At 56.2% G+C, this 16954-nt stretch carries 17 protein-coding genes; 13 read left to right on the top strand and 4 right to left on the bottom strand.

Going from position 1 to position 16954, the window contains the following annotated elements; all coding sequences use genetic code 11:
• Nucleotides 1-155: 155 nt before the first annotated feature.
• The 4 genes from tnpC to DBQ51_RS07460 form a co-directional block, all read right to left on the bottom strand.
• A complete protein-coding gene (gene tnpC, locus DBQ51_RS07480; protein WP_242977859.1) occupies nucleotides 156-1745 on the bottom strand; it encodes an IS66 family transposase in 1590 nt (529 codons plus the stop codon).
• 92 nt (nucleotides 1746-1837) lie between these two features.
• Nucleotides 1838-2194 (bottom strand): IS66 family insertion sequence element accessory protein TnpB, encoded by a 357-nt coding sequence (tnpB, locus tag DBQ51_RS07475; protein ID WP_107631158.1) that lies wholly within the window; start codon nucleotides 2192-2194, stop codon nucleotides 1838-1840.
• Nucleotides 2184-2585: an IS66 family insertion sequence element accessory protein TnpA gene (gene tnpA, locus DBQ51_RS07470; protein ID WP_107631157.1), complete on the bottom strand. Its 402-nt coding sequence runs from the start codon at nucleotides 2583-2585 to the stop codon at nucleotides 2184-2186. The genes tnpB and tnpA overlap by 11 nt, the downstream gene beginning before the upstream one ends.
• An 832-nt stretch (nucleotides 2586-3417) precedes the next feature.
• Nucleotides 3418-4629, bottom strand: a complete 1212-nt coding sequence (locus DBQ51_RS07460) for an IS110 family RNA-guided transposase (protein ID WP_107631156.1) — start codon at nucleotides 4627-4629, stop codon at nucleotides 3418-3420.
• 398 nt (nucleotides 4630-5027) lie between these two features.
• Here DBQ51_RS07460 and DBQ51_RS17570 point away from each other — a divergent pair, with 398 nt between their 5' ends.
• The 13 genes from DBQ51_RS17570 to DBQ51_RS07395 all read left to right on the top strand — a co-directional run bounded on the left by DBQ51_RS17570 (nucleotide 5028) and on the right by DBQ51_RS07395 (nucleotide 16820).
• Entirely contained in the window at nucleotides 5028-5096 is a 69-nt protein-coding gene (locus DBQ51_RS17570) for a hypothetical protein (RefSeq protein WP_390126316.1), read from the top strand.
• A gap of 367 nt (nucleotides 5097-5463) precedes the next feature.
• Nucleotides 5464-8442, top strand: a complete 2979-nt coding sequence (locus DBQ51_RS07450; RefSeq protein WP_159068103.1) for a helicase-related protein — start codon at nucleotides 5464-5466, stop codon at nucleotides 8440-8442.
• 25 nt (nucleotides 8443-8467) lie between these two features.
• Entirely contained in the window at nucleotides 8468-9607 is a 1140-nt protein-coding gene (locus DBQ51_RS07445; RefSeq protein WP_107631154.1) for a beta clamp domain-containing protein, read from the top strand.
• 17 nt (nucleotides 9608-9624) lie between these two features.
• The gene (locus DBQ51_RS07440) at nucleotides 9625-10035 is read left to right on the top strand and encodes a hypothetical protein (RefSeq protein WP_159068102.1); all 411 of its coding nucleotides are present in this window, start codon (nucleotides 9625-9627) and stop codon (nucleotides 10033-10035) included.
• The gene (locus DBQ51_RS07435; protein ID WP_159068101.1) at nucleotides 10016-10504 is read left to right on the top strand and encodes a hypothetical protein; all 489 of its coding nucleotides are present in this window, start codon (nucleotides 10016-10018) and stop codon (nucleotides 10502-10504) included. Before DBQ51_RS07440 ends, DBQ51_RS07435 begins: the two co-directional genes overlap by 20 nt.
• Nucleotides 10501-10794, top strand: a complete 294-nt coding sequence (locus DBQ51_RS07430; RefSeq protein WP_159068100.1) for a hypothetical protein — start codon at nucleotides 10501-10503, stop codon at nucleotides 10792-10794. Before DBQ51_RS07435 ends, DBQ51_RS07430 begins: the two co-directional genes overlap by 4 nt.
• Complete coding sequence (locus tag DBQ51_RS07425; RefSeq protein ID WP_159068099.1) at nucleotides 10791-11432, top strand: hypothetical protein; 642 nt, start codon at nucleotides 10791-10793, stop codon at nucleotides 11430-11432. The genes DBQ51_RS07430 and DBQ51_RS07425 overlap by 4 nt, the downstream gene beginning before the upstream one ends.
• On the top strand, nucleotides 11425-11955 hold the full coding sequence (locus tag DBQ51_RS07420) for a hypothetical protein (RefSeq protein WP_107631149.1): 531 nt from the start codon (nucleotides 11425-11427) through the stop codon (nucleotides 11953-11955). The genes DBQ51_RS07425 and DBQ51_RS07420 overlap by 8 nt, the downstream gene beginning before the upstream one ends.
• On the top strand, nucleotides 11955-12314 hold the full coding sequence (locus DBQ51_RS07415; RefSeq protein WP_199855190.1) for an LPD11 domain-containing protein: 360 nt from the start codon (nucleotides 11955-11957) through the stop codon (nucleotides 12312-12314). Before DBQ51_RS07420 ends, DBQ51_RS07415 begins: the two co-directional genes overlap by 1 nt.
• Nucleotides 12308-12847: an AAA family ATPase gene (locus tag DBQ51_RS07410; RefSeq protein ID WP_159068098.1), complete on the top strand. Its 540-nt coding sequence runs from the start codon at nucleotides 12308-12310 to the stop codon at nucleotides 12845-12847. The genes DBQ51_RS07415 and DBQ51_RS07410 overlap by 7 nt, the downstream gene beginning before the upstream one ends.
• A gap of 537 nt (nucleotides 12848-13384) precedes the next feature.
• Nucleotides 13385-15196: a reverse transcriptase/maturase family protein gene (locus tag DBQ51_RS07405; RefSeq protein WP_107632149.1), complete on the top strand. Its 1812-nt coding sequence runs from the start codon at nucleotides 13385-13387 to the stop codon at nucleotides 15194-15196.
• 93 nt (nucleotides 15197-15289) lie between these two features.
• Nucleotides 15290-16156 carry a hypothetical protein gene (locus DBQ51_RS07400; RefSeq protein ID WP_107631147.1) on the top strand — a complete coding sequence of 289 codons (867 nt, stop codon included), beginning with the start codon at nucleotides 15290-15292 and terminating at the stop codon, nucleotides 16154-16156.
• Between the two features lie 22 nt (nucleotides 16157-16178).
• Entirely contained in the window at nucleotides 16179-16820 is a 642-nt protein-coding gene (locus DBQ51_RS07395) for a single-stranded DNA-binding protein (RefSeq protein ID WP_107631146.1), read from the top strand.
• Nucleotides 16821-16954: the final 134 nt, after the last annotated feature.

Below are 16954 nucleotides of genomic sequence, written 5' to 3'. Positions count from 1 at the left end.
TACTTTGCTACATAAAATCTTGGCAACATTATCCTCACCTCCCTTCATGCAAAGCATAAGGGATGGAAAGGATTACCTGTGAGGCTCTGTAGTTCCCCTTTGGTGGAAAATGTCGAAAAAAATGGACCGGCCTTTCGGTCAGTCCGTTAAAAAACCTATATTGTAGAGTCCTCCTGGCCCCTGCGATATTGCACCGGAACAAGATCCGGTGTCAGTTTTGTGGCCCACTCTCTGTCAGCCACGGCCATAGATGGCGCCCTGGACAGCACATAGACCAGATACCGGTATGGGTCAAGGTCGTTTTCCTTGGCCGTTTCAATCAGGCTGTAAACAATGGCGCTGCTCTGGGCCCCGCCTTCCGTATTTGCAAACAGCCAGTTCTTCCGCCCCATCACAAAGGGTTTCATACTCCGTTCTGCCCGGTTGTTGCTTATTTCCAGCCGCCCGTCCTCCAAAAAGCATTTCAGATATGGCCACTGCTCCCGCAGATAATACAGCGCCTTTCCCAAAGAGGACTTGGGCGGGGCGGTTTTTGTTTCCGCCCATGCCAACAAAGCGTCCATCATCGGTTTGGACCGGATCAGACGCTGTTTGTACCGTTCTTCCGGCGGCAAATCCGCCAGTTCCTTTTCAATGGCGAAGAGAACATTGCAGTATTGCAGTCCCTCCAACGCCGCGCAGCCAGTCTGCTGCTCTTTTGGCAAGGCGTTCACCGCTTCGTCAAACTTTCGCCGCAGATGCACCCAGCAGCCAACCACCCGGATGTTCTCCGGCAATCGGTGGTAGCCGGAATAACCATCAGCATGGAGCCAGCCCGTAAAGCCCTTGAGGAACGCCTCGGCATTCTCCGCCTTTCGGCTCTGCTGGTACTCATACAGGACAATGGGGTGCCCGGCGTCTCCGCCGGTCCGGTACAGCCACATATAGCACTTGCTCCTGGCCGTCCGCCCTTCCAGTTTCAGCACCTGCAGAGTCGTCTCATCCGCGTGGAGGACCTCTCGCTGAAGCAACTGTTGGTGCATCTGGTCATAGATGGGCCGCAGCCAATCCTCCGCCACCCGCAGCACCCAGTTGCTCATCGTCTGCCGGGAGAGCATCACCCCAGCCCGATTCCATTCCTGTTCCTGCCGGTACAGCGGAGCGTACATCACAAACTTTTGGACCATGATATGAGCCACAGCCTCTGGGGAGGCGTAGCTGCCTGAGATCAGGGGAGGCTCTTTTTCGGCTTTCAGGACAGGTGTTTCCGTCCCCGTCTGCTTGCAGTTCTGGCAGGCGTATGTAAAATAAACATCTTCCCGGATCTTCACCTGGGCGGGAATCATCACCAGAGTACGGCGGATCTCGGTGCCAATCTCCGTCATGAGTGTACCGCATTCAGGACAGTTACGCTCAGACTTCGGGACACGGTGTTCTACCACCTCAACAGGAACATTGTCCGGCAGTACCTCCTCCACACGGGAAGACCGCTTCTGCCGTGTGTGGGCCGCCACCTTAGTTTCCTTTGAGGCGCTCCTTCTGGTGGACAGCCACGCTTCCGTTTCATCAAACATCAGGCTCAACTGGCCTGCCAGTTCTTCCTTCGTCTGCTCGGACGATGCCCCATAGACTTTCTTTTTGGCAAGACGCATCTGCTCCATCAGCCAGTCCAGCTTCTGGTTCAGCTCGTCTCTTTCCGCCTTCAGAGACTCATATTCCGCACGGGAAATGGTCACCATTTCCGTGTTGCTTGTGATAATATTCACTTCATTTTTCATATTCTTATTATAACACAAAACCCCTTAAAACACCAGCATTTCAAGGGATTTCGAGGAAAATAGCATCCGATTTTTCAACGTTATATCATACTCGGGCCAGTCACCGCTTTGTGCGCTTTGGGCTGTTCGATCTTTAACCCTTCCATAAGCCAGCGGTACTGCTGACCTGTCAACTGGCGCGCCTCATCTCCGTTCCGCGGCCACTGGAAGGCGCCTGCTTCTAACCGCTTATATACCAGAACAAATCCATCCCCCTCCCAATACAGCCCCTTGATCCGATCCCGCCGGTAACCGCAGAACAGGAACAGCGTATTGCTGAACGGGTCCAGATGGAACTGCCGCTGTACCAATGTCGCCAGGCCGTCGATCCCTTTCCGCAGATCTGTGTACCCACAGGCTATATACACTTTTTCCGCGCCGCGAAAATCATTCAGCATGGCACACCGATCGGCAGATCGCCTCTATCACCGGCAGCTCCACTCCCGCATAAATCTCAACTTCTATCCCTCGCCCCTTTACCACCACTGTTACTGCCGACTGTTTCCCCGCTGGAGCAGTCTGAAGAAGCTCCCTGTTCCACATCCCTTCCTTCCTCACTCTCAGCTCTACAAATTCAGCCGCCTTTTTTTCTGCCGGTACTCTTTCCACCTTTTTTATCCCGTGGCCACTTCGCTGCAATACTCTTTTCTCCCATCGGTAATACGTCTTTGTGCTGATGTCCCGTTCATCGCACCATCCCGTTACTGTTTGCCCGCTGCTCCGGCATTCCTGTACGAGCTCCGTCCATTGGGCCGCTTGCTGCTCCCGATGTCTTTCCCGAATTGTCATTTTTCCCAGCTCCTCTGCTTCCTTTGACTTCCCTTAATGCTATCCACTGCAACTTTTATCCTTATTTTCTCACACTCTACATCTACCCACAATCCGTTGCTTTATTTGACGCTTACAATTTGACTGCGGAAAACAGTGAGTAAAGCGGAAAATCCACTTGTTTCAGCTTTTTTGAAAGAAAACTACAATTTCATGCTTTTCGCCAGTAGTAAAGTAGTAAAGTCTGCAAATAAAAAGTCAATAGGGGAATGGAGAAAAATGATGAAAAGAAAAAGGGCATACCAAAAGCGGCCAGATGGTAAAATGCGCTGGCCAGATAGGAAGATATGTATCAAGGAGTGTTATTCCTGAGGCAGCAGAATGGTTGCTTTAGAGAAGTCTTTCCAATCCAAGCATTGCCCACAGCGGTCACAGTAAGGCTGGTATTCCCGTTCCATAGTCTTTCTACATTGGGGGCAGACTGGGAAGCCAGTAAGGCCATGAAGGAAGTGAAAGCAGCGGATCTGCGTCACTGGCATGGGTTTGCGGAAAGACATTTCCCTCCAAATTGCCGAGGGAATCAGCAGGTCATTTGGTGTCAGATTAAAACCAACGCAGAGTTTTTCCAATGTCAAGATCGTTGGGGCGGTTTTGCCTCTGGCAATGTCGCCAAAGTACCTAGAACTGAGGTCACATCGTTCCGAGGCAGTTTCATAGCTAAGCTTGCGAGTATCACATAATCTGAGGACGGAGGTGGATAAATTGTCTAAAAACATCTTAATCGCTCTCTTTCTGTCATAAGATGTTTTTAGCGTAAATGCAGTATCGTTCCCCGACAAGGAAGGATGCTTCCTTAATTTCCCTCCAGAGATGCCAGATATTCTTTTATTCTGCCGTAGTAGATGCGCAGGAACTTGTTGGTGCCGGCTGTCATGTAAACCAGGTAGGGCTTGCCCTCGGCTCGTTTCTTGTCCATGAAACGGTACACTGGATCATTCTGAGGCATGGTTTTCAAAAGGCAGTCCATGACTAGGAACAAGGCGCGGCGCAGCTCCGGCGGGCCGCTTTTGGATGTCCGGTTGCTTTTGGCCTCGTGGGTGCCAGACTGGTCAGCGCCAGGGTCAACACCGGCAAAAGCCGTAATGGAGCCTCTGTGTGCAAACCGGGTCACATCACCAATCTCTGCCATGAGCTGGGGGCCGAGAGAATTGCCTACGCCGCGCATGGCCATGACAACTGGATATTCGGGGAGTTGGGCAGCCAGAGTGCGCATTTCAACCTTGAGTTGCTCCAGAGATTTGGAGACGGCGTTCAGCGCGTCAATGGCCTGCCGGATCATGGTTTTGGTCAGGGCGTCCTTGGGGAGCATGGCAATCAGGTCTTGCGCCTCCATGTGAATCTCAATGGCCCGGCTCTGGCTGAAGTTGTAGCCGTGGCGTTTGCACCACTTGCGGTAGCGCTCCATAAAAGCAGTGAGGCTCATAGCCCGCACACAGTCCACGTGCCAAAAGGTCGTGGCAAAGTCCACCCACTTCTGGCTGCCGTCCTCACGGATAGGGCTGTCAACCATGGCGTTGACATAGGGATCGGTCTGGTCCAAGAGGGCGATGAGGTTGTGTTTCATCATCGTCTTGGGTTTGGAGTACAGCCCCTGCTGCCGCTTCAGCGTTTTCAGTTGCTTCCGAATCGTGTCCATAGGAGTATGTTGGCGCAATTCTACCCAGTTGTCAAGCCCATAGCGGGCAATCTTCCTAGCGTCTGCCTTATCTGTTTTCACTTTGCGCAGGGTGTTGTTCCCGTAGTCTTTAATGAGCTTAGGATTGACTGCGCTAACAAAGATGCCCTCCTCATGGAGAAAGCGGGCCACCGGCTCATAGTAGCGCCCAGTGTGCTCCATGACTACCCGCGTCTCACCGTCCAGGTTTTTCAAGTAGTTTGCCAGCTCCTTGAGTTCACTGCCGGTGTGACCAACAGAAAACGGCTTTGCCACCACTTCCCCGAAGGGACGGAGAACAGTTACCATGCTCTTTCCTTTGGAAACATCGACCCCTGCTACATTGTTCATGCACAACGCTCCTCATCGTAGATTTGTCTTTTGGCGTCCAGCCATTTCATCATTGCCGATCCAATCTATTTGATGACACGGGCGCACCGATGTGGCGGCTCAACCTGCATAAATCGAACGCTGCGAAGGAGAGGCTGGCTGACGGACTTTACAACGGACGCATTGGTCCTTGGAGTTTAACATCAGGCCAAGACACTCTCATTCTAACAGCTTTGGCAACGGCGCGGAAAAAGACACGGCTGGCTGCCGTGCCTTGAACCGTAAATCTATTGTAATAGGAACTTATGCAAATCCGGTACTCGCTGAATACTTCCAGCGTAATATGTTTACTTTAGAGTAGATACTTTGTCCCATATGCGGCAGAAAAACACATAATATCAATTAGGGAGGATACCGTATTGAAAAACTTTCCTTTTTACTGGTCGAAGCGTAAACAGGAAACGCTCATCGACGCAAAGGATTTGTAAATAACCATCATTCAAAGGCAGAAACACTAATCAACCTATATATGCCGCCGTTATGGATAACATCATAAACGGTGGTTTTCCTAAGTCTATTACAAATGTTACCAGTACCGAGCCAACATTGCAACAGCCTGCGGAGAAGATAAAAACATTTCATCTTTCCAGAGCAGGTAAACCGTGTTATATTAAAGGAGAAATCAGGTCAGAGTAATTCGTGTCAGAGTAACCCGCCCAGGAGGCAGTCTGCCTGTCTGGACCGCACACCAGCTCCGTACTTGATTCATCACCTGATTTAGACCATACAGAAATCCTTTACCGGATGCTGTATGGTCTTTTTTTGCGCAAAGATGGAAAGGAAGATCAATATGCAATGACAGAAAAGCTGATGAAAGCCATCTACAGTGACCTAGCCCAGACAATCACCCTTACAGCCTGGGCGGATACCGTTGCCGTGGACCCGCGGGACAATTTGCTCATCGCGGTCCGGCTGGGCGGTTATCCGGAAGTGACAGCCGGCCTTGTCAACGCGGTCAGCGGCGGAGGCACGCTGTCCGTGCAGCTGGATGGGGAAACCCTGGTATGCACACCCCAACAGGGGCGGTACAGCAAGGCGGTATCCAGAGACGGTACATATGCCGTGGCTGCCCTGCTCTGGGACAACCAGAGCGCGCGGAAGCAGGGCGGAGGGAAGCAGACAGAAGAAACGGAGGAACAAAAGGAGAAAACAGATAAAGCACAGGAGGCCAGGGTGTATTACCTCGCCTGCCCCGTACGGGACAAAACCGCCCTGTATCATGAGATCGACAAAGTAAGCACCATCCCCATGCTGCCGGAATTCAGGGACTACATGATAAACGAGCTCCAGGCAAGGGATATGCTGGCGCCGTGCCGTGTGTACACAACAGGGGAGCCCTTTGCCATATGGCGGCTCACCTGCACGCCGGACGATCAGAATATCGCGGACGTACTTACAGACGGCTTGAAAGCAGGGGTTATCCGTATCCCCAGCACATGGCCCTGCCAGCCGGACGCGTTTACAGAGATCAACGGCGTAGCCGGCTACCTGCGGGCGTTCGGTTCCGTGATCGCGTCCCGCATCCGCAGGCAGTTCCAGCCCCTGTATGATCCGGCCCAGGAGCCGTTGTCAGAGGGGGTGCTGGGGCTGGACCAGTTCGTGGCGCAGACGGCAGGGTACCACCTGTACGGCGCCCAGCTCGCCGCCGCGGAAGCGCTGCGGCGCAGGCTGCAGACCGCCAGGTTCGGCCTGCTCATCGCAGAATGCGGGTCAGGAAAGTCTAAGGTCGGCAGCCTCGCCTTGCAGGCATACTTCCTGCAAAAGCACAGGAAGTGCCTGCATATCGTCCTCTGCCCCTCCCACATGACAGGCAAATGGGTGCGCGAGCTGGAGGAGGCCATCCCAAACGCGCGTGCCGCCATCGTGCGGACGCCGGCGGACATGGACGCCCTCTACGCGGGGTATGCCCGCGGCGTCCGCACCGTGTTTGCAGTCATGTCCAGGGAAAACGCGCGGGACGGCTATATGCGCCGTCCTGCGGTCAGATGGGACGCAAGGCGGCGGGGCTTTACCTGCCCAGACTGCGGCAGCATGGTCCAGATGGAATTCATGGACTGCGGTAAGCGGACATTGACAGACGCTACGCCGGAATACTTCCGGACGGAGACCCGCGCCAACCGCAAGTGCGAAAGCTGCGGCGCTGTCCTCTGGACAGCTACCACTGCGGAGGAACAGAGCGAATGGGTGCGCATCAGCCATCTGGGCTATGTCCACCGCCGTTTTGCGTACCTTGCGCGGGACGCCTGCAAAACAGCAGCGGCGAAAAAGCAGCTTGCCGCCCTGCTGCGCGAGCCGGACCGTTTCATGGCCGCCCGCGGCGCATGCCGCCGCTTCCCGCTCAGCACCTATATCAAAAACCGGTACAGAGGGAAGATAGACGGCCTGATAGCGGATGAACTGCACCAGTTTTCCGCGGACAGCGGCCAGGGGGACGCGATGGGCGAGCTGTTCGCCGCCGCGAAAAAATGCATCGGCATGACGGCAACCCTCATCAACGGCTATGCCTCCGGTATCTTCTATCTGCTCTACCGCATGTGTGCATGCCGTATGGAGCAGGATGGGCAAAGCTATGCCGCCCCCGCGCAGTTTGCGCGGGAATACGGCGTGACAGAGGACACTTACGAAGTAACGGAAGGCGGGTACAACAGCAACCGGCGCACCGCGAAGCGGAAAAAACGCTCCCGTCAGAAGCCAGGCGTTTCGCCGCTGGTGTACAGCCGCTTCCTGCTGGAGAACGGCGTGTTCCTTTCGCTCATGGATATGGGCAAGGACCTGCCGGAATACGAGGAGATCCCTGTGCCGCTCAGGCTTCCGGAGAACCAGCAAAGAGCCTGTGACGACCTGGAGCACGCTTTCCATGAGATCTTCAAGGACCGCAGCCGCGAAGGGCGTAAGCTCGCCCGGAAGCTGTTGTCCGTGTCCCTGAACCTCATGATGGCTTACCCGGACCAGCCGTATGGGCATAAGCCGGTCGTACATCCGGTCACCGCAGACCCGATCCTGGTGCCGGAGGACAGCGGTGCGCCGGAGGAACAGACCGAAAAAGACCGGCGCACGCTGGAGATCATCCACCGCAAGGTAAACGCCGGCGAACGGGTTCTGCTCTACGTGAACTGGGTGCGTCTGGACAGCCGGACACGCTTAAAACGCTTTCTCACGGACACCGGCGTCCGCGCCGAGATCATGGAGGATACCGTCCCGCCTCGGGGACGCGAAGAATGGGTGGCAAACCACCTCCGGCAGGGCATGCAAGTGATGATCGTAAATCCAAATCTGGTTGAAACCGGCTTGGATTTGAATGACTTCACCACGCTCATCTTCTATGACATGGCGTTCAAGCTGTTCACGTTCCGTCAGGCGAGCCGCAGGTCATGGCGCATCAACCAGACCGCGCCCCGTGTGGAGGTGTACATCCTGTACTACCGGCACACCATGCAGGAGCGCGCGGTCCGGCTGATGGCTTCCAAACTGGCGGTGGCCGGCGTGATCGAGGGCGGCGTGCTCACGGACGAAGGGCTGGCTGCGATGAGCGAGAGCGAGGATATGACGTCCGCGCTCGCCCGCGAGCTGGCCGAAGGCATCCGGCATGAGGACGCGGTGGAGGATATCGCGGCGTCGTTCCGCAAGATGGCGGTGCTGCATCCGGCACAGGAGCGGCAGGTACAGGGAGCGGAATGCGGACGGAAGGCCGTGCCGGCCAGCGTGAGAAAAGAAACAAAGATACAGCCAGTACCACCCGCAGAGCAGTTATCGCTGTGGGAGCTGGCAGGATGAAGAAAGAACAGGAGTTGATGGAACGATGCGATTTCTGGCGAACCGGTCCGAGCTGTTGCCCATCGCCCGACGCTGCAGCCAGACGATAGGGACGTATTTTGTATCCAAAGAGCATGCCTGCGTCCTGATGGAAGCGGACGCCGCTTCAAACACGGTGATGTTCACCGCGCGCAGCCGGACCTGCACCTTACAGGTGCGGCATGCGTGCCGCGTGGAGGAGGACGGCAGGGCGCTGCTGTTCGCGCCGGTGTTCCAGCGGATGCTGGACGCCTTTGCGGACGAAGCAACGTCTGTCGCCACAGACGGCAGGCGGATCGAGGTGCGCAACGCGACAGCCGCCTTTGTCTTCCCTTTGATGGATGCGGACAAGTACCCCGCCGTGGGTACGCCCGCGCCCGCACAGCTGCTGGACTGCTCCGGCTTCGCGGAGGTCAGCGCAAGGGTGCTGTTCTCCGCCGCGCAGGGCAAAGCGGAGGGGAAAGAGCAGCTGAAGTGCGTGCATCTCACCGTCCATGACGGCAAATTCAGCGCGGCCAGCTGCGATGGATACCGCATGACTGTGGCGAGCGAGGACGCGGCGCAGGATGAGCCGATAGACCTGCTGATCCCAGCGGACGCGATGAAGGTGCTGCTCGCCGTGTTCCGCGGCGTGCCGCACTGCAGGATCGGTGTGGACGGCGATACCGCGCTGTTCCTCGGGCCGGGCATGGTCTTTTCCGTCCAGCGCAGCCCTTATCAGGCGGTGGACCTGAAGCCGGTGCTGGACCACTTCCAGACAGCATATGAGATCCACGTGGACGGCGCGCTGTTCCATGCGGAGCTGAGCCGCGTAAGCGCCGGCAGCACAGCCGGCGCGCGCGTGATCCTGCGCACGGGCAAAGGGATGCTGCAGATCGGCTATATCAGCGGGGACCGGCAGGCCGTACAGGGCGGGACGGAATTTCCCGCGGACGTCCGCACGCCGCTTCCCAGGGAAGGCTTCTGCTATACCTACAACTATCTGCTGCAGGCGGCGAAGCTGGTGAGCGGAAAGGAGACGGCCCTGCTGTTAGACGGCAAAGGGACCCTGATGCTGCGCACGGGCAGCGAGCTGCATGTATTGATGCCAACGCGTATGCCGCAGGAAGAAGTGGAAAAACCGAAACGGAAGAAGAAAGCTGCATGAGAAAAAAGGAGCTGTACATGAAAAACAAAAAGCTGATCCTGATCCCTGCCGCCGTTGCGGAGAAGATATGCCCGCTGCGGGCAGAAGACCGGCTGCTCAGCGCCGTAGGCCAGTTCGAGCCGCGGCGGATGAACCTGTGGTATCCGGTGCGGAGTTGTTTCCTCACAGCCCAGAGCATAGACGAGGCCAACGCGGTGTTCAAACGGCTGCGGAAGACCGTGCTGCACAGCGCGCAGGCCATGCGGCGCTTCTGCGCCGCCAATCCGGAGGCGCAGCGGCATGACTTCTGGTGCCCCACATACGATTTCGCGTATGCGGGCGCGGTGAACGGCTACCGCCTGCGCTGCATGGTGAACCATGGGGATTTCAACTACTTTTTTGTGGTGTACCGAAAAGGACGGACAATAAATGAAAGTGAGGCTGCCTGATATGACAGGGAAAACCATGACAAGGCCATTGACCGACATCGAACGCGCGCTCGCAGAGCGCTATCACAACCTGATCTACCGTGTGATGCATGACCTGCACCTCGGCACGGAAGCGGACACGGACCTGTACGGCGAAGCCGCGCTGGGGCTGATGCTCGCGGCGCAGCGGTATATGGCGGACGAGAGCCTGCAGAGGTACCGCTTCACTACGATCGCGTACAGCCGCATCCGCAACGCACTGCTGCGCCAGCGGCACAGGGAGCGCAAAGCGCCCGTGGCGCTCAGTCTGGATGCATGGAGAGAGGACGGCGGCACGTTGTATGACGTGCTGCCGGACAAGAGCTGTGCAGACCCGGCGGATGTTATCATCCGGCGGGAACGCACGGCGCTGCAAAAAGCCCATGCTGTCCGCAGCTGCAGGGTGTACCGCTTCCCCGTATGCGCCGCCCCCAGAAGGGAGGCGGCATGATGGGCGTACATACCGGCGTTTATGTGGTGTACTACCTGTACCGCTCACGGTACTCCTTTGTGGCGGACCACTTCCTGAACGATGGCCGGCACATGGTGGACCTGGGCAGCCTGGACAAGGCGCTCACTTTTCCCTCCGAACATCAGGCGCGCCGCTTTATCGCGGACGCGCTGGAGCGGCCGGAAAGCGGGCCGTATTTCGTGTCCGAACTCTCGCTTGGGGAGCTGCTGGAGTACCATCCGGAGCTGTATGAGGTGCGGCGCGCGGCTCTGAACGGGGGTGCGGCGTGAGCATGGAAAACAGGCTGTTTGCCGTAAAGACGCCGCATGAAATGCTGGACTGCTGTTTCCTCTTCGCAAGCCGTCTGCTCGTGTCCGGACAATGGTATATCGGCGTCGGGCAGTTTGTGGACGGCGGGGCGTACCATCTTTACGACGTCCTGCTGACGGATGGGGGCGTCACGGTGCTGCCCCATCCACACAGCGCGCCGGCATGGGAGCTCCCGTATGAAAGGATCGCAGAACTGCCAAAGCCGTATCGTGGTTCGGATGCGGAGCTTCCACTCCCGCTGCGCCTCCTGCCCCAGATGGACAAGCGCCTGCTGCCGGTGCATGACGAAGCAGTACTGTATCCGTACCGTGTGCTGTCCTGCCTGTCCGCAGATTCTTCTGTGGCGGAACATTTCCTGCAGAAAGAAGAACTGGCCGCTGAACGCGGGGACGGGCGGGATACCGTCTTGATGCGGCTGGATGAGCTGCAGGAGGACATGGAGGACGCATGCACGCATTTGCGCCTCAACCTGACGCGGCTGAAGCTGCTGTACCGCGCGCTCTGCCGGTGGAGCCGCCGGCATGGCGGCGCACGCTTCCCTCTGGAAGCGCATAAGGATAAGATCTGTGACTATTTGAGGGAGGAAAAGGATGTTTAAGCAGAAAAGTTTTGCAGAACCCGGCTGTATCGGCTGTGAAGCGCATCTGGACTACGGCTCCAGCCGCTATTGCAGCGGTTTCAAGAACAAAAAGCGCCGCAAGCCGTTCCGCAAGAAGGATCCGGCGTATAAGGCGCCGGAGTGGTGTCCCAAACGGAAGAGACCCTGCGAGTACCGCATCTACAGCTATGCGGATGAGCAGGCGGCTGTGATGGCGCGGCTGCTGGAAGCGGACGAAATGGGAGACAGGGAGCTTGTGTTCCCCCTTGCACACCGGTACCGGCTGCGCGCGGAAGGGAAAACCGGCTTATCCCCGAAAGCTTTCTATGAGCAGGCGAACGCTGGGGACCTGTCCTCGCCGCTTCCGGATGAAAGCATCCATACCAGAGACGTGGTGGAGATCGACACAGGGCTGGGGCAGTTTTTCTTTTACTGCGCCGCCTCTCACGATTTCCGCACGGCGTTCTTTGATGTGAAGCGTATCCAGACCGGAAAAACAACGGATGAGACGGAGGTATCGTAATGGCAAACCTCATGCTCTATGCAAAGGGGAAAGGCGATGCGCGCTTCGGCGCGGTGGATATGGCAAACGGCGCGTTCCCCGTGCCGCTGATGTACGCGACGCTTGTCCCAGAGGTGAAGCTGGAGACCCTGAAGCAGCGGGCCGGCCTGCTGAATCGTATGCGGCAGGACTGCCTGTACTTTTTGAGCTATGGCAGACGAGACCCCAGGTATCTTTGGGCGAATGACGCTGTAGAGCAACTGGCGTACATGAAGGCGGTCTGGAACAGCTTTCCTTCGGATGGGAAGCCTGAAATGGATGACAATGGACGAAATCCTGTCACTGGAAAAACGGATGCTGGAAGGAGATGCGCATGCTGAGAGATAAGATGCTGGCCGTGATGGAGGAAGTAAACAGCGAGGCTGCGGAGCGGCGCGAGCTGGTGCAGACGATCGCGCTGGCGCTGCTGAGCGGGAGCAACCTGTTCATTCTGGGCGCGCCCGGGCAGGCCAAGAGCTTCGTGGTGAACGAGTTCCGCAAACGCATCACGGGCGCAAAGCAGTTCGAACGCCTGCTGTCCAGGCAGACGGATGAGGAGGCGCTGTTCGGCCGCCTCGACCTGGCCAGTCTGATACCGGGCGCGGTCCCTGCGCAGGTGCTGGAGCAGGACGGTACTTACCGGATGCTCCGGCAGGAGCTTGCGCAGGCGGCGGAGGATTTCCGCGCGGATTCGGCGGATAACGCCGCGGCTACGCGGATGCAGGGCCTTACCGAAAAGCTGGAGCAGTACCGGAAAGGGCTGTCCCTGCTGCACGGCGGCACGCCTATGACCATCACGGCGGGCAAGATACCGGACGCGCATATCTGCTTCCTCGATGAGATCTTTAGTGCGCCCGTAGCGGCGAGACAATAAATCTGCTTTGGCAAGCAGTAGGCAAGGAGCCTTTGCCTATCATCATTCGACTTACCTTGAGGGGAAACCTATATAGGGAATATAGCATGTCGGAAAGGCCATAAGTTGACCAGTCACCCGGTCACGACTGAATGGTTGGATGAAACGATGGATATGAGGATAAAGCCCTGATTGGTTGAACGACAGTCCGAGCGGTCCCACTCGTGTCTGTAGCGGAAGGTGACTATAGCCGCTACACCGCAGAAGACATTTTCCATTTGAAGAGGAGAATGTCCAAGGCTTATTATTCTGCGGCGCACCGCCATCAGCAGTAAAGGACGGAAATCGTATCCGACAATCCATCGCGCCAAGTTATTGTTTTGCTAAACGGGGATTGCCTAACCCGGAACGCCCATCTGGGCTATGCGTTTAGGCGCTGAATATTCGGCAAGGCAACGGAGCCTCCATAGTAGTCCGAGGCAGGGAAAGCCGTCCACATGGCGAAGGGAGGCAGCTTACAGCCTCAGTACAAATATTGAGAAAGTGTGTGAGACACTTATGAGAAATCCAGTAAATGTGCTGAACAGTCTATCCATGCACAGCAAGGAAAGTTCCTATCAGTATGAGCGAATCTACCGATTGCTGTACAATCCGGAGATGTACTATACAGCCTACCAAAAGATCTATGCCAAGCCGGGCAACATGACAAAAGGTTCGGACAACCGCACCATTGATGGAATCTCTCTAATGCGTATCGACAAACTGATTGCCAACCTAAAGTCTGAAAGTTACCAACCGGCTCCATCCCGTAGAAAGTATATCCCTAAAAAGAAGGGGAAGAAGCGGCCTTTAGGCATTCCCTCGTTCGATGATAAACTTCTGCAAGAGGTCGTTCGGATGATACTGGAAAGCATATATGAAGGTCACTTTGAGGAGACTTCCCACGGGTTCAGGCCAAACCGAAGCTGTCGCACAGCCCTTGCCTGCATACAGAAATATTATACCGGATGCAAGTGGTTTGTTGAGGGAGACATTGAAGCGTTCTTTGATACGATTGACCATGATACTCTCATCGAGATTTTGGCTGAACGCATTAAAGACGCTCGTTTCCTGAGACTGATTAGAAAGTTTTTGAACGCAGGATATATGGAAGAATGGCAGTTCCATAAGACCTACAGCGGTACACCGCAAGGTGGGATTATCAGCCCCATCTTGGCAAATATCTATCTGAATAAGCTGGACAAGTACATGAAGGAATACGCCGAAAAGTTTAACACCGGTGTACGCAGAGCGCATAACCCGAAATACACGGCAATTCAAGTTGAGCTCAGAAAATGGGAATACCGCCTTAAAAGGGCAGCCACCGTGGAAGAACGGCAGGAAATCCTTACCCATATCAAAGAGATCGAAAGGCAACGGTGTACCATCCACAGTAAAGTGGATATGGATACAAATTTCAAGCGACTTCGCTATGAGAGATATGCTGATGACTTTTTGATTGGTGTTATTGGAAGCAAAGAGGATTGCAGGAAAATCAAACAAGACCTCAAAAACTTCTTATCAGAAAAACTGCGATTAAACCTCTCGGATGAAAAGACCTTGATTACCCACGCGGCATCCCCCGCACATTTCCTCGGGTATGAAATCTCAGTCAGATATTCGCAGTTGCCCATGCCTGGAAGGAAGAACGCCCCAACTCGATATAACAACGGAAAAATTGTCCTTAAAATTCCAGCGGGAAAGATCAGGGACAAACTTCTGGAATACAATGCGTTGAAAATTGTCGTTCATAACGGCAAAGAGATGTGGAAACCGCAGGCACGGGTATATCTGAGAAACAATGACGATTTGGAAATCCTGTCACATTACAATGCGGAAATCAGAGGATTCTATAATTACTATGCACTTGCTCTCAACAGTGGCACTATCAACAACCTAAAATATGTGATGCAGTATAGTATGCTCAAAACCTTTGCGACTAAGTACCGCACTTCAAAAAGCGTAATCATTAAGCGCATGAGGATTGGCAAGGACTTGGGAGTGAAGTATGTAGACAGTAAAGGCCGGGAGCGTACAGCCCTTTTTTACAATGAGGGCTTCAAGCGGAAGAAGGACATTACCGCAAACTGCGACATCATCCCGAAAACAATCGTTTACAGTGGGCGAAGTAGCCTCACAGAACGAATAAAAGCGGGAAAATGCGAATTTTGTGGGAAAGAGAATGTCCCTCTCCAAATGCATCATGTACGAAAACTCAAAAACCTAAAGGGCAAAGAACCCTGGGAGCAGTTTATGATTTCCCGCAAACGCAAAACCCTTGCTGTATGTGAAGATTGCCATCATAAAATTCACGGTGACAAAATGGACTGATTGTAAGTGGGGAGCCGGATACATTGAGAGGTGTAAGTCCGGTTCCGAGGCGAGCACCCAGAAACCTGCCATAGCAATATGACAAGGCACTGGATGCTTAGCCTACAAGCGGCGGATGGTCTGCTCAACTCCCTGCTCACGGCGCTCAACGAGCGCCGGTACACCAACGAGGGCGTGACGGTGGACATTCCTGTGATCTCGTTCTTTTCGGCCTCCAATGAGATGCCGAACTTCCGGAATAAAGAAGAGCAGATCCTCGCCCCGCTCTATGACCGCTTCCAGCTTCGCGTTGTGACAAAGGACGTGCAGGAGCGCACTGCGCGGCTCGCAGTCCTGCGGAACAAGCAGGGCGGGCATTTCGGCGAGGTGAGGGCGACCTTCTCGGTGGACGAGCTGTACGCCATGCAGGAGCAGGTGGTGCTGGTCTCCATTCCGGAGGCGGTCAATGAGCTGATGGACGATGTGCTGTGCGAGCTGCGGCGGGAGGGTATCGCGGTATCCGACCGCACGTTCTTCGGCTATGGGCCGGTGGCGCAGGCGGCGGCATGGCTCGCCGGCCATGCCGCGGTGCAGCCGGAGGACCTGCTGCAGCTGAAGAACTACCTCTGGAACGAACCGGCGGAGATCGAGAAGGTGCAGGCCGTGCTCACGCGCCTGTGCGACGATCCGCTCCGCACGCGGCTGGAGGAACTGCTGGCGAAGGCGAAAGACGCGTTTGGCTCGTTCAACGACGCGCCGGACGGCCAGAAAGCCAAGGCGCTCGTACAGCTGCGCGCCAGTTTCGCCGCGCTGTACCGCGAGTGGCAGGTGCTGGACGCCACAGCGCAGTCCGAAGAGCAGCGCCGGCAGACGGGGGACGCGCTCGCCGCGCTTGAGGAGCTGAACCGCAGGGCGCACGAGGCGTACTCGTTCACCCCGTCCCCGCTGGCGCAGCTGGCCGTATTACAGTCCGCAGCATGACAAAAAAGAGGAGGAAAACAGAATGCTGAATAAGATTATCCTGATAGGGCGCATGACCAGGGACCCCGACCAACGCGGCAAAGACCCGGAAAAGCCGATCGCGAGCTTCCGCATCGCGGTGGACCGCGACTACAAGCGAGACGGCGAGCCGGAAGCGGACTTTTTCGACTGCTCAGTGTTCGGCCAGCAGGCGAAGTTCGTATTACAGTACGGCCGCAAAGGCCGTCTGCTCTGCGTCGTTGGCGCGATCCGGCGCCGCGAATGGCAGGACCAGCAGACCGGCGAGAAGCGCTCCTCGTTTGAGGTGGTGCGCACCGAGGTGAAGTTTCTGGACAGGAAACCGGAGGACGCCCAGCCGGACGGCGCTGCGCAGCCCGTGGCTGCACCCGCTCCGGTACCCGTACCAGCAGTTGGATATGCGCCGCAGCAAGCCGTACCCGCGGCGCAGGGGTATGCTGCCCCGCCCGTGGTACAGTCGGCAGCGGCACAGGCGCCCCAGCCGGCGGCCGCGCCTGCGGTAACGGTACAGGCGGCGTCGGCGCTGGGCTACCCGCAGCCGGTACCCGGCGCTGCGGTGCAGTACCCGATGCCGGATTTCTCCGGCGTACCGGAAAGCTACGCATGGGGGCCGGGCGGCGTCCCAGCCGGCAACCCGCCGTTCTGAACGGCAGGCATGATATGTAGAAACAGAAGTAAGGCAATATGGAAAAGCAGGGCGTCCGCCCTGCTTTTCCGACTGATAACCTGGAGGCTATGGATGAAATACCGTTTTTCTTCACTTGATCAGATTGTAAATTC

This window comes from Agathobaculum massiliense, from assembly GCF_900291975.1.
GTDB lineage: Bacteria > Bacillota > Clostridia > Oscillospirales > Butyricicoccaceae > Agathobaculum > Agathobaculum ammoniilyticum.
Note: the sequence above shows the minus strand (reverse complement) of the source record. Positions and strands in the feature narration are given on the sequence as shown.

Bases quoted from the DNA above. Each gene is read 5' to 3' on its own strand.
- tnpB (WP_107631158.1), bottom strand. From the start codon at position 2,194: ATGCTGAATGATTTTCGCGGCGCGGAAAAAGTGTATATAGCCTGTGGG.
- tnpA (WP_107631157.1), bottom strand. From the start codon at position 2,585: ATGACAATTCGGGAAAGACATCGGGAGCAGCAAGCGGCCCAATGGACG.
- DBQ51_RS07460 (WP_107631156.1), bottom strand. From the start codon at position 4,629: ATGAACAATGTAGCAGGGGTCGATGTTTCCAAAGGAAAGAGCATGGTA.
- DBQ51_RS07450 (WP_159068103.1), top strand. From the start codon at position 5,464: ATGACAGAAAAGCTGATGAAAGCCATCTACAGTGACCTAGCCCAGACA.
- DBQ51_RS07445 (WP_107631154.1), top strand. From the start codon at position 8,468: ATGCGATTTCTGGCGAACCGGTCCGAGCTGTTGCCCATCGCCCGACGC.
- DBQ51_RS07440 (WP_159068102.1), top strand. From the start codon at position 9,625: ATGAAAAACAAAAAGCTGATCCTGATCCCTGCCGCCGTTGCGGAGAAG.
- DBQ51_RS07435 (WP_159068101.1), top strand. From the start codon at position 10,016: ATGAAAGTGAGGCTGCCTGATATGACAGGGAAAACCATGACAAGGCCA.
- DBQ51_RS07430 (WP_159068100.1), top strand. From the start codon at position 10,501: ATGATGGGCGTACATACCGGCGTTTATGTGGTGTACTACCTGTACCGC.
- DBQ51_RS07420 (WP_107631149.1), top strand. From the start codon at position 11,425: ATGTTTAAGCAGAAAAGTTTTGCAGAACCCGGCTGTATCGGCTGTGAA.
- DBQ51_RS07415 (WP_199855190.1), top strand. From the start codon at position 11,955: ATGGCAAACCTCATGCTCTATGCAAAGGGGAAAGGCGATGCGCGCTTC.
- DBQ51_RS07410 (WP_159068098.1), top strand. From the start codon at position 12,308: ATGCTGAGAGATAAGATGCTGGCCGTGATGGAGGAAGTAAACAGCGAG.
- DBQ51_RS07405 (WP_107632149.1), top strand. From the start codon at position 13,385: ATGAGAAATCCAGTAAATGTGCTGAACAGTCTATCCATGCACAGCAAG.
- DBQ51_RS07400 (WP_107631147.1), top strand. From the start codon at position 15,290: ATGCTTAGCCTACAAGCGGCGGATGGTCTGCTCAACTCCCTGCTCACG.
- DBQ51_RS07395 (WP_107631146.1), top strand. From the start codon at position 16,179: ATGCTGAATAAGATTATCCTGATAGGGCGCATGACCAGGGACCCCGAC.